Annotated in this window: 8 protein-coding genes; all 8 read right to left on the bottom strand. The window is 69.3% G+C overall.

Features of this window, described 5'->3' with window-relative positions; all coding sequences use genetic code 11:
• Positions 1-773 precede the first annotated feature (773 nt).
• On the bottom strand, positions 774-2,369 hold the full coding sequence (locus tag ASG87_RS06130) for a tetratricopeptide repeat-containing sulfotransferase family protein (RefSeq protein WP_056002382.1): 1,596 nt from the start codon (positions 2,367-2,369) through the stop codon (positions 774-776).
• Between the two features lie 106 nt (positions 2,370-2,475).
• A complete protein-coding gene (locus tag ASG87_RS06125; RefSeq protein WP_162258322.1) occupies positions 2,476-5,532 on the bottom strand; it encodes a TonB-dependent receptor in 3,057 nt (1,018 codons plus the stop codon).
• A gap of 436 nt (positions 5,533-5,968) precedes the next feature.
• Positions 5,969-7,111 (bottom strand): FAD-dependent oxidoreductase, encoded by a 1,143-nt coding sequence (locus tag ASG87_RS06120; RefSeq protein WP_056002376.1) that lies wholly within the window; start codon positions 7,109-7,111, stop codon positions 5,969-5,971.
• Positions 7,108-8,346, bottom strand: a complete 1,239-nt coding sequence (locus tag ASG87_RS06115; RefSeq protein WP_056002373.1) for a cation:dicarboxylase symporter family transporter — start codon at positions 8,344-8,346, stop codon at positions 7,108-7,110. Before ASG87_RS06115 ends, ASG87_RS06120 begins: the two co-directional genes overlap by 4 nt.
• Complete coding sequence (locus ASG87_RS06110; protein ID WP_056002370.1) at positions 8,343-9,113, bottom strand: L,D-transpeptidase family protein; 771 nt, start codon at positions 9,111-9,113, stop codon at positions 8,343-8,345. The genes ASG87_RS06115 and ASG87_RS06110 overlap by 4 nt, the downstream gene beginning before the upstream one ends.
• A 95-nt stretch (positions 9,114-9,208) precedes the next feature.
• Positions 9,209-10,063, bottom strand: a complete 855-nt coding sequence (locus tag ASG87_RS06105) for a MurR/RpiR family transcriptional regulator (RefSeq protein WP_056002367.1) — start codon at positions 10,061-10,063, stop codon at positions 9,209-9,211.
• A gap of 10 nt (positions 10,064-10,073) precedes the next feature.
• Positions 10,074-11,171 (bottom strand): dipeptide epimerase, encoded by a 1,098-nt coding sequence (locus ASG87_RS06100; protein WP_056002364.1) that lies wholly within the window; start codon positions 11,169-11,171, stop codon positions 10,074-10,076.
• Positions 11,172-11,215: 44 nt separating this feature from the next.
• Positions 11,216-12,622 carry an SH3 domain-containing protein gene (locus ASG87_RS06095; protein ID WP_056002400.1) on the bottom strand — a complete coding sequence of 469 codons (1,407 nt, stop codon included), beginning with the start codon at positions 12,620-12,622 and terminating at the stop codon, positions 11,216-11,218.

Below are 12,622 nucleotides of genomic sequence, written 5' to 3'. Positions count from 1 at the left end.
TCCAAATTTGGAATCTCGGCGGGCGACTGAGATGCCCATCCGGCACACAGCACCAAGGCGACCATGGTCGCCAGCGAACCCTTCAACATCCTTACTTCCCCTGTTACATCCACTGGATCTCCAGCAGCCCCATCACTGTAGGGCGCCTCCATTGGGGAGAGGCATGGGACACTTCCAACGATTCTTGTGCGAATTCCCTTACACGCAATGACGCGCTTACCGGCGACGACGTCCGGCCCTGAGTGAAATCAAGTTCTTTCATGTGCGTGCGAACTAACCGGCCAGCTTTGCGTTCCATGACCCATATACGGCGCGGATAGTGCCTGCTTAGCTGATAGCCGTCAGCTCGCCAAGCACAAAACAGGCACCAATACCATGCAAGCGATGGCTGGATCGGCGACGCTGCGGGTTAACCCATCGGCCAGCCGGTCGATGACCGATAACAAGACATCACCCTCGATCGGACCAAGAAATAGGAACATTCAGCCTGACCAGTCGCGTGGAACATGCACGTTCGGGCGTGGCAATTACGTTGTGCCTGGCTACCTCATCACCGCCGACGGTAAATCGTGATCAAGGCCATGGCGCACCTGCGCCTTACGCGTAGCAGCACACGATTCCGCCCCGGCCCCAGCCATAAACCATTCCTTCGCCCGCCGCTTCAATGCAGCTTTCGGCCAAAACCCTACCGCCGGGCGCGGCGACCGGGCGATCACTCCACATACGAGGCTGTCCGCCACGCTGGCTTGGCATGTCGCCACACCACGCCCCACTCACTCCGTCAGCACGCCCGCATCGCGCAAACGCTGGCGCAGGGCGTCGAGCTTGTCGCCGTAGCGGGCGCTGCGTGCGGTGTCGCGGCGCATGGGCTGGCGTACCTGCGCGGCGCTGGGCGTGCTCAGCACGGTGCGTTCGGTCTTGTGGAAGGCGAGGCAGGCGGGGTCGAACGGCAGGTCGCAGAAGTCCAGCAGGCGGCGGATCGCCGGTTCCGGCTCGGCGACCAGGGACTCGTACGGGAGGTCGAGCACGCGACCGGGATAGCGGTCGAGCCAGAAGCGGGTCAGGCGCAGGAAGTCGATGCAGTAGTCGGCCATCTCGTCGAGGTCGCAGGTGAAGCCGCTGTGCTCGGTGAAGCATTGGCGGAAGCACGCCAGGCAGGTCTCCACCGGATCGCGCCGCACCACCACCACGCGCGCCGCCGGCAACATCGCCAGCGCCGCGCCGACCAGGTACCAGGTCACCAGGCTCTTGTCGGTGAAGCGCGGCCTGGCCTGGCGCCAGTGCGCGGTACGCGCGAGGTATTCCCGGCCCAGGCGCCGCCAGTCTTCCGCGCTGGCGTCCGGCGCCCACAGCGGGAACGCCGAGCGGCGGCGGTGCGTCTCCGCATCGATCACCTGCGGCATGTCCTTGATCTCGTTGGCGCCCTCGACCTCCGGATGCGAAGCGAGGATCTGCTCGACCAGGGTCGAGCCGGAGCGCGGGATGCTGACGATCAGGATGGCCTCGCGGCCGAGTCCGGGGTCCAGCGGCGTCGGCATGTCGTTGGCGAAGATGCGCTCGATCGCCTCCACCCGCCGGCGCTCGCCCGCGGCGTCCCAGCGCACCCGCTGGCGACGCGACGCATTGGCGAGCCGGAACGTCTCGAACGCCTGCGCGTAGTCGCCCCGGTCTTCCTGCGCCTTGGCCAGGGTGAAGCCGAGCAGCTCGCGGTGGCGCGCGGACAGGTCCTTGCGCGCGAGCGCCTGCTGCAGGCGCGCCGCGTCCGCGGCATCGAAGCGCACGGTGTTGAGGTTGGACAGCCCGAACCAGCCCTCGGCGTGGTCCGGGTCCAGGCGCAGCACCTCGCGGAAGCCGGCGATCGCGTCGTCGACCTGGCCCAGGCTGGCCTGCACCTTGGCCAGCGACAGCCGGGCCGGAAGATGCGAGGGAGCGAGTTCGAGCGCGCGCCGCAGCGCCGCGACGGCCTCCTGCGCCTGCGCCTGCCGCCAGAGCGCCTCGCCGAGGTTGAACCAGGCCGGGCCGGAGTCGGGCGCCAGCTCGCAGGCGCGCCGCAACTGCGCCATGGCCTCGTCGACCTGGCCCTGCTCGTACAGCGCGATGCCCAGCCCGAGGCGCAGGTTGGAATCCTCCGGCCACACCGGGAGCACCCGCTGGAAACAGTCGACGGCCTTGGCGTGGTCGCCGCGGTGCTGGGCCGCGATGCCGAGCATGCGCAGGGCATCCGCATGCCCGGGCACCAGCGCCAGCACCTGGGCGATCGCGCGCTCGGCGGCGTCGAGCTGCCCCTGCCGCCATGCCTCGCGCGCCATCGCCAGCCAGCGGTCGGCCCCCGGCGGGAGTGGCGACGGTTGCTCGGTCCGGAGTGTCATGTCGTCACGATCCTGTGGCGTTGGCAAGCCAAGTTACACAAGTCGCGCACAGGCCGCAAAAAAACGCCGGGCATGCGCCCGGCGACGGCGGGGAGGCCGGTATCGCTCAGAAGTCATAGGCCACTGAGAATCGGACGCTGCGGGGCGGGCGAGTGTCCTGCACCCGCCCGTAGTCGGGATTGGGGCTGCTGGTGGTGCCGTAGAAGTCGTTGTAGAACACCGTGGCCTGATCGTTGAACGCGTTGAACACCGCCAGGTTGAAGTCGAGCTTGTGCTGGGCCCAGGCCGGCTTGTAGTCCAGGCTGAGATCGACGTTGTGGACCCAGGGCGTCGTGCCCAGCGACCCCGGAGGCACCGGCTTGCCGCCGCACCAGTAATAGGTGTGGGAGCCGTGTAGCGCGTCTTCCTTCGGGCCATATCCGCCACGGCAAAGCTTCGGCGTGCCCGAGGTGATGTAGAGATTGGCGCCGACCGTCCATTCCGGAGTGAGCGCATAGGCGCCGAAGAACTTGAACTGGTGCTTGCGGCTGTTGGGCAATACGCCGCTGGACCACTCCATCCTTTCCGGGAAATCCCACGCGGTGGTGAGCGACTCGTACGATCCGCCCTGCTGCGAGTACGTGCTCACCGGGCCCTCGGTGTTGCCCCAGGTGCGCGAGAACACGTAGTCGAGCTTGGCGAACCACTTGCTGTCCCAGGCATGCTCCAGCGACAGGTCGAGCGAGTAGTAGCGGCGCACCGGCCCTTTCGCGAAGCCCTGGTCCTCGCGCGTGAAGGTCACCGGGACGAGCGAGCCGTCCGGCGCCTTCATCAGGAGCTGGTTGGTCTCGCCCGGATTGACCAGGACCAGGCTCTGGGCGTACTTGTCGCAGTCCTGCGGCGTCATCCAGGCATAGCCTTGCGCACGGCCCGCCGCGCACTCGTTCTGGATGGCGTCGTAGTCGTCGATGATGCGGTTCATCCGCTGGTACGTGCCGGTGGCGCCGAACACCCACTTCGTTCCCAGCATCTCGAACTGCTGCTGCAGGCCCAGCACGTAGTTGTCGGAGAACTCGGCCTTGATGTTCTGCGAAGCCGAGACGCGAGGATCCTTCGCCTGGCCGTATTCGCTGTCCACCGACACGCCGGTCGAGGGGTTCTGCGGCAGCGGCGTGAACCCGATCGGCTCGCCGGTCGCCGGGTCGATCCCGCTGTAGGTGCCGTACACGCCGGCGTTCACCACCGGCGCAGCGATGGACAGCGCCACCTGCGACGGCAGCGCCAGGTAATAGCGGCCGGCGTTGCCGAACACCTTCAGGCTGGCATCGCCGTGCACGTCCCAACTGAAGCCCAGGCGCGGCGCCCACTGCGGCTGGGTCTCGCGGATGTAGGGCACGCCCGAGGCGTCGTAGTTGACGAACTGGTCGTTGCGCAGGCCCAGGTTCAGCAGCAGGGTGGGCGTGATCTGCCAGTTGTCCTCGACGTACTGGGCGCGCTGGGTCACGCGCACCGAGGCGACGCTGAGGTCGACGTGCCGCTGCACGTAGTAGCAGCCGCCGTCGTGGCACTGGGTGGACGGGGCGACGTACGGCGGCACGTCCGGATCGACGCCGAAGACCGGCATGCCCGGGCCGCTCTTGCCGTACATCCACTGATAGCCGGGGCCGGTGTTCTGGGCACCGTCGTTCAGGTCCCAGGAATTGATGTTGTCGATGCCGGCCTGCAGGTCGTGGTCGCCCAGCCGGTAGTCGATGTTCAGGCGATAGTTGGTGATCGACTCGCGGTGCTTCGGATCGGAGAGCTGCGACTCGCCCTGCGAATTGCGGATGCCTCCCGGCGGAACGAAGGCCGGGTCCTGCATGGAGGCATTGGCAACGTGCGGCAGCTCGGGATCGAAGCCCGGATAGGCCGGCTGGTTCGAGTAATAGTTGCCACGCATCTTCCCGAGCGTCGCGCTCAAGGTCAGGTCGTCGGTGAGATAGCCGGTGTAATTGGCCACCCACATCGTAAACGAGGTTTTGTTCGTCTGGTTGAGGCCCGCAAAACCGCCGCGCTTCAAAGTGTCATAGTCGAAGTCGTAGAAAGCCCCCGAGGTCCGGTGCGAATTCCTCAGGCCGGTCAGTGTCAGCACGTTGCTGTCATTGATGTTCCAGTTCAGTTTGGCGTACAGCTTGGGATCGCGGACGGTCATCGATGTGCTGGCAACACCCTGGCCGGCAAACTCGTCGGTCGACCTGTAATGGGTGTCGTCCTGCTCCGCGCTCAGGAAGAAGAACAGCGTGTCCTTGATCAGCGGGCCGCCGGCATAGGCGTCGTAGACCTTCTCGCTGTAGCTGTTGCCCCTGCGGTACACGGCCAGGTCGCCCGACCGGTTGCCCGGGTCGGTCGCCAGCGGGTTGACGAAGCGGTAGTTGATCGGATCGGCGCGCAGGCCCGCCGGCTGCCACAGCGCGCGCGCGCCGAACTGCCAATCGTTGGAGCCGCTCTTGCCGATCTGGTTGATCACGCCGCCGATGGAGCGGCCGTACTTGGCGCCGTAGCCGCTGATGAAGGTCTGCTGCTGCTCGATGGCGCCGTAGGGCAAGGTGACGCCGCCCTGGTTGTTGAGCGCCTCGGTGACGTTCATGCCGTCCACGTAGTACGCGTTTTCGGCCGTGGAGGCGCCGCCGAACACGTTGATCGGCGTACCGAGCGGACCGCCGGACAGCTCGGGCGAGCCCATGTTGACGCCCGGCGCCAGCATGGCGATGTCCTCGGCGCTGCGCGCCAGGGGCAACTGCTGCAACTGCTTGGCGCTGATCGTGGTGACCTGGTTGGTGGTGGTCACGTCGATCGGCGGAAGCGTGTTGGCGGTCACGTCGATCGCCGAAAGGTTCACCGCGTTCACGGCGGTGCCGGAGGACGCGAAATCCACCGCCACCGCGCCCGCCGCCGCCGGGCTGACGCCGGTGCGGCTCTGCACCACCCTGCCGTCCTGCAGCAGCGACACCGTATAGGTGCCGACCGGCAGGGTGATCGAATACTTGCCCGAAGAACCCACCGGGATGGTGCGGTTGAAGCCCGCGCCGTTGGTGACCTGGACGGCTTCGCCGGCGGCCGTCGGTGCGGTGCCGTAGATGGTGCCGCTGGTCGCCTGCGACCATGCGACGCCCGCGAAACCCATCGTGGCGGAACCGATCGCCACGGCCAGCGCCTTTTGCCGGAAGGCGCCGATACGGCATCGCACACGCGGAAGCTTGCCCTTCATCGCCATGCACCCCACTTGGCCAATGGCCTTGTCAGTCGACGGACGAACCCGTACCCGAGGCGAAGCCGATGCCGGTGACCGGCGCCCGGCCGGCTGCGGGATGGGCCTGCGGGACGGCATCGCGCCGCTTCCCCGCCGTCGGCCCTCCGCATGCGCCAGGCGCCATGCATCGCTCAGGTACGCACCCTCACCCCGTCACCGTTGCGTGGACCAGCATAGTCATTCGCCTGCGCCGTCCACCAATGAAAAAAGCGAGGCGTGGCATAACCCTGGGTTGTGGGAAGCGTCGCGCATATGGACGGATGGACGGCAAAACGCGTCCGCCGCTCCGGCATCGCGGAGCGGACCGTGTGCCGTTCGCATCCGCCTTCCGCTAGCGCGATGCCGGGCTGCGCGGAGCGAGCATCTCGGCGGACACGCCGGCATCGGCCAGCGCCGCCGGCAGCGGCCGGCCCAGCGCGAGGTTGGCGCAGGCCTCGCCCATCGCCGCGCAGGTCTGGATGCCATAGCCGCCCTGCGCGGCGACCCAGAAGAAGCCGGGCGCGTCGGGCGCGAAGCCGCCCACCAGGTCGCCGTCGGCGACGAACGAGCGCAGGCCGGCCCAGCTGCGGATCGGCCGCGGGATGCTCATCGTGGTGGCTTCCTCGATGCGGTGGATGCCCAGCGCGATGTCGAACTCCTCCGGCTGCACGTCGTGCGGCGCCACCGGGTCGGCGTTGGCGGCGGAACCGAGCAGCAGGCCCGCGTCCGGCTTGAAGTAGAACGCCTCGTCCACGTCGCAGACGAACGGCCAGTGCGTCGTGTCGAGGTTCTCCGGCGGCGCGAACACGAAGGCCGAGCGCCGCTTCGGGACGATCCCGATCGGCTGCACGCCGGCCAGCGCCGCCACCTGGTCGACCCAGGCGCCGGCCGCGTTCAGCAGCAGCGGCGCGCGGAACGTCCGCTCGCCGTCGTCCACTTCCCAGCCGGACGCGCCGCGCGCGATCGCGCGGATGCCCACGTCCACGCGCAGTTGCCCGCCGCGCGCGCGCAGGCCGCGCAGGAAGCCCTGGTGCAGCTCGTTCACGTCGATGTCGGCGGCGCCCGGCTCGTGCAGGCCGAGCTGCGCGAACTCCGGCCGCAGCACCGGCACCTCGGCGCGCAGGCGCGCGGCGTCGTGCAGTTCGATGTCGCGGGTGAACGGCAGGATCGCCTCGTACATCTCGCGCACGGCGTCGGCCCGCGCCGCGCCGCCGACGATCGTGGCGCCGCGCGGCGTCAGGATCGGATGGGCGGCGAAGCCCTCCGGCGGCCGCACCAGGAACGGGCGCGCGGCGCGGGTCAGCGCGCGTACCTGCGGCGAGCCGTAGGTCTCGCTGAACAGCGCGGCCGAACGCCCGGTCGAATGCATGCCGGCGTAGGCTTCGCGCTCCAGCACCAGCACGCGCGCTTGCGGCGCCATGAAGTAGGCGACCGAGGCGCCGGCGATGCCGGCGCCGATCACGATCGCGTCGAAGTCGAAGGTCTCGCTGCTCATGCCGCATCCCGTTCCGATTGCCGCGCCACCACGCTGGTGGCGGTGAGGTCCGCAGTGACGTTGCCGAGCGTGGCCAGCGCGTCGGGCAGGGTGTCGACCGCCAGCATCAGGCCCAGCGGCCCCAGCGGCAGGCCCATCGCCTGCGCCACCGGCAGGTTGGTGGCGATGAAGGTGACCTGCCCCGGCAAACCCACCGAGCCCAGGCTGATCACCACCGCCAGCGCCGCGCCCGCGAGCAGTTGCGCGGCCGTGAGGTCGATGCCGTAGGCCCACGCGATGAACGCGGCCGAGGTCACGTACTGCACCGGGCTGGTCAGGCGGAACAGCGACACCGCCATCGGCAGCACCAGCGAGGTGACCTGCGCCGGGTAGCCGAGCCGGCGGTCGGCGCCTTCCAGCATCGCCGGCAGCGAGGCCAGCGAGGACTGCGTACTCACCGCCACCGCCTGCGCCGGCGCCAGCGCGGCGGCGAAGCGGCGCAGCTTCTCGCCGCCCCACGCCAGCGCCACCGGCAGCATCATCGCCGTCACCGCAAGGTACAAAAGGCATTCCACCAGCACGTAGATGCCCAGCGCGCTGAGCATGCCCAGGCCGGCCCGCGCGCACACCGCCAGGATCAGCGCGAACACGCCCAGCGGCGCCAGCCACAGCACCCAGCGCACGATCACGATCATCGCGTCGGCGACCGCCTGGAACAATTCGACCAGCGCCGCGCGGCGCGCCGGCGCGATGCGGGTCAGCGCGAAGCCGAGGAACAGCGCGAACACCACCAGCGGCAGCATCGCGCTCTGCGCCGCGGCCATGATCGCGTTGCTCGGCACGATCGCGGTGATCGCATCGACCCAGCCCACCGGCGCCACCTGCGCCGAGGCCGGCACCACCGCATGGCTGAGCGCCTCGGTCAGGGTCGGGTTGTGCGGGAACAGCGAGAACACCAGCGGCGCGGCGAACGCGGCGAACAGCGCGCCGCCCGCCAGCAGCACGATGAACACCACGATGGCGCGGCGCGCGATGCGGCCCGAGGCGGCCGCGTCGCTCGCGGTGTTCACCCCGATCACCACCAGCGCCAGCACCAGCGGCACCACGGTCATCTGCAGCGCGTTCAGCCACAGCTTGCCGATCGGCTGCACGGCGCCTGCGACCTGCAGCGCCACCGCCGGGTTCCAGCCCGCCAGCAGCAGGCCGACCAGCGCGCCCGCCGCCAGGCCGAGCAGGACGCGCGCGGTCGGGCTCATCGGGCGCCGCCCGGCGCGGGCAATTGCCACGCGCCACGCAGGCGGCGGTATTCGTCCTCGGGCAGCAGCACGAACACCGGCTGGTCCTCCGGCTTGAGCCAGGCCAGCAGCGACTGCATCACCGGCGGCGTCATCGCGGTGCAGCCGGCGGTCGCGTCGGTCGGCGACTTCCACAGGTGGCCGAAGATGCAGCTACCGGCGCGCGGCTCGTTGTGCGGGTTCTGCTCGATCACGAAGCCGAGCCGGTAGCGCTGGTCGCCGTTGGCGTGCAGGTCGCGCCGCATCGGCTCGGAAGAACCCTTCACCGCGGCCTCGCCGACCACCTTGGCATCGACGATGCGGTTGTACTGCGCCGCGCCGTCGACGTCGACGCACCAGTCGGTGGCGGTGAGCGCGCGGTACGGCATGGCCGTGTCCGCCCTGCCCGCGTAGCCGAAGGCTTCGCCGATGCGGAACACCCCGGCCGGGCTGCGGTTGTCGCCCTCGCGCTTGACCGGACCGCCGCTTTGCGGCGCGTTCAGGCCCAACCCCCAGCCGGCGCCGTTGCGGCCGATGGTGACCGGCGCCGACAGCCCGGCGGCGACCCAGCCGTGCGCGCCGCGCGTGTAGGTGCGCAGCGTGCCGTGGTCGGCGTTCCAGCCGGCGATGGTGACCAGCACCAACTGGCGGGAATCGCGCCACGGCGCGGCCGCCGTATCGGCGTGCGCGGCACCGGCCAGCGTGGCGGCGAGTGCCAACAAGGCGAGGATTGGGCGACGAACAGTCATCAGCTTTCCATCCGGCAAGTCATTTCATCAGTGGCAGGAGCCCGCCCGCGGGCGGCGCCTTGGTTCTTGCTCTCGCGATTCCCCATTCCCGCCCTCTACGGCTCCAGCATCGACTGGATGCGTTCGAGATTGGCCAGCAACTGCGCATGGCGGTCGTCGTGGCCTTCGCACAGCAGCACGAACACGCCGTCGAGCAGGTGCTGCAGCGCCGACTGGTACAGCAGCGGCTGGATGTACGGCCGCTCGTCGTGCGCCGACACCAGCAGCGCGATGTCGGCCAGCGTGCGCAGCGGGTTGGCGGTGTGCCGCGTCACCGTGATCACCTGGCCGCGGCGCTCGCGGAAGTAGCGGCTGATCTTGCACAGCGCGGGGTGGTTGCCGTGCTCGGAGAACACCAGCAGCACGTCGCCCGGCCCGGCCACCGACACGTTCGCGGTCATCCGCGCGGTGTCGAAGTTGTGCACGGTGAGGATGCCCAGCAGCGACAGCCGCAGGGCGAAGTTGCGCGCGTAGATGTCGTCCTCGCCCAGGCCGATGATGAACACCTTGCCGGCGCGCCCGGCCTGGCCGATCGCCGCGGCGACGGCGCGGATCGTTTCCGGCGGGTTGATCAGCCGGGTCGCCTCCTCCGCCTCGGACTTGCGCCGCCACAACTGGCCGGCCGGCGTGTCGCCCGGATCGCCGGCGGCGGTAGCCTCCTCCGGCGCGTCGCCGTTGTCGGCGCGGGCGATCGCCTCGCCCACCGAATACTTCAGGTCCGGGTAGCCCTTGAAGCCGAGCTTCTGGGTGAACTTCACCACGCTGGACTGGCTGATGCCCAGCGCGTTGGCCAGTTGCTGCGAGGAGTAATCGCGCAGCAGTTGCGCGTTCTCCAGCACGAAGTCGGCGATGCGGCGCTCCACCGCCGACATCTGGTCGCGTTCCGAACGGATCTTCACCAGGGGCGACATGCGCGGCGTCCTATTCCGTCACCGATTCCAGCCCGCGGATCTCGCGGATGCCGAGGCCGGGCGCGTCGGTCACCGAGATTTCCGATTCGTTGAAGATCACCCCGCCGTCGACCGGGTTGAACTGGCACAGCGACGGCCCGTCCAGGTCGACCTTGGTTATCACGTTGGCCTTGGCCACCGCCACGTGCACCGCCGCGGCCACGCTGATGCTGCTTTCCAGCATGCAGCCGATCATGCATTCCACGCCGTGCATCGCCGCGATGTCGGCGATCTTCACCGCGTTGGAGATGCCGCCGGTCTTCATCAGCTTGATGTTGATGATGTCGGCCGCGCGCAGGCGGATCAGCTCGATCACCTCCATCGGGCCGAACACGCTCTCGTCGGCCATCACCGGCGTATGCACGCGCTCGGTGACGTAGCGCATGCCCTCGAGGTCGCGCGCCTTCACCGGCTGCTCGACCAGCTCCAGCTTGATCCCGGCGTCCTCCAGCGTCTGCAGCGCGTACACCGCCTGCTTCGCGGTCCAGCCCTGGTTGGCGTCCAGGCGCAGCAGCGCGCGGCCTTCCACCGCGGCGTAGATCGCCTTGACCCGCTCGATGTCCACGCCGATGTCCTTGCCCACCTTGATCTTCAGCGACTCGAAGCCGCGCTCCACCGCGTTGATCGAGTCGGCCACCATCTTGTCGATGTAGTCCACGCTGATGGTGATGTCGGTGGTGATCACCGGGTCGCCGCCGCCGAGCAGCTTGTACAGCGGCGCGCCGTAGAGCTGGCCCCACAGGTCGTAGATGGCGATCTCCACCGCGGCCTTGGCGCTGGAGTTCTTCTCCATCGCCGACTGCACCAGTTGGGTGAGGTGGTTGAGGTCGGCGATGTCCTGGCCGATCAGCCGCGGCGAGATGTAGTGGCGGATCGCGTCGATGATCGAGCCGTGGGTGTCGCCGGTGATCACCGCGGTGGCCGGCGCCTCGCCGTAGCCGACCTGGCCGGTGTCGGTGCGGACCATCACCACGATGTCCTCGACCTGGTTGACCGTGCGCAGCGCGGTCTTGAACGGGGTCTTCAGCGGGACCCGCAGCATGCCGAACTGGATGTCGGTGATTTTCATGGTTTCGTCGGTCTTTCTTGTTCTTGGATGGTCGGCGGCACGGCTCAGCGGCGGATGCGCACGATGCTGGTCATGATGTCGATGTAGGGCTTGCGCCGGCCGGTCAGCATCGGCAGCAGCGGGGTCACCGACACGGCGTTGAGCTTGACGTGGCGGAGGCTGCCGTCGGCCTGGGCGTAGGTCATGCCGCCGACGTCGTGGATCACGTAGGGCTGGCCGTCGCGCTGGCCGATCACCATCATCACGTGGCCGGGGATGTAGACCAGGTCGCCCACCTGCAGCGCGCGGGCCGCGGCAAGCCGCGCCTCGTGGCTGTCGGCGGCGGTGAACGCGCGGTGCGCCAGCGCCGGGCTGACCGCCTGCCTGCTGGTGTTGCGCGGCATCTGCACGCCCATGCTGCGGTATACGTCGGAGACGAAGCCCGAGCAGTCGCGGCCGTCGTAGTCGTGGCCCCAGCCGTAGCGTTCGCCGAGGAACTTGAATGCCTGGCGGATGATGTTGGCCGGCGTCAGCGGCAGGTAGTCGCCCGCGGTGTCGGTGTTCTTCTGCAGCAGCGCCGGCGAAAACGCCAGCCTGCCGCCGGCGTCGCGGTAGGGCAGTTCCAGCGTCCACGCCGCATAGGCGGCCTGCCCGTTCACCGGCTGGTCGGGCGCGAGGCCGGCCTGCAGCGGCACGCGCAGGCCCATGTCCAGTTGCAGTTGCGACAGCTCAGGCCGCTCGGGGGTGAACACGGTGCGCTCGGTGGCGCCGGTGATTACCCGGTATGCCTGCGCCTTGCCGGCATAGCCGAGCACCTGCGCCGCGCTGCCCTCGGCCACGTTCTCCTTCTCGGTCCACGCGGCGTAGCGCGGGCTGACCACGAACAGCCACTTGCCGTCGCGGCTGGCGTGCGCGATCACCACCGGCGTGCCGGGGAACTCGGCGGTCTCCTGGAAACGGTCGATGTCGGTGTCGCCCGGCTCGCCGAACACGCGCAGCGCGGTCGGGAAGGTGCGCAGCGCGGCGCGGCGCACCACCAGCCCGTAGCGCGCGGGCTGGCTGGCCGGGATCGCGTCGAGCGCGCGCGCGTCGAGCACCGCGTCCAGCGTGGCCGCGGGCACCGGCTTGCCGGCCGCGTCGTAGAGCGTCTTGCCGGGGCGCCCGGCCAGGCCGGTGATCCAGCCGCTGACCTGGTCGCGGCCGAGCGTGGCCGGCAGCTTGCGCAGGTCGTGCATCGACGGGTCGAGCTGCAGCAGCCGGGCGTTCTGCGCCTCGATCGCGCTGCGGTCGAGGATCACCCGGTCCGGCTGCGCCTGCAGCCCGATCCAGAATTGCGGCGTCAGTTGCGCCTCTTCCACGCCGAGCACGCCCGACGGCGGCGTGACCAACGCGGGAGCCGCCTCGCGCGCGGCCAGCGGGGCCGCGGCCAGGCCGAAGGCCAGCACGGCGGTGGCAAGCAGGGAAAGTCGCAT

The sequence above is a fragment of the Frateuria sp. Soil773 genome (genome assembly GCF_001428405.1).
Lineage (GTDB): Bacteria > Pseudomonadota > Gammaproteobacteria > Xanthomonadales > Rhodanobacteraceae > LMSL01.
This window is presented reverse-complemented; position numbering and strand designations above follow the sequence as displayed.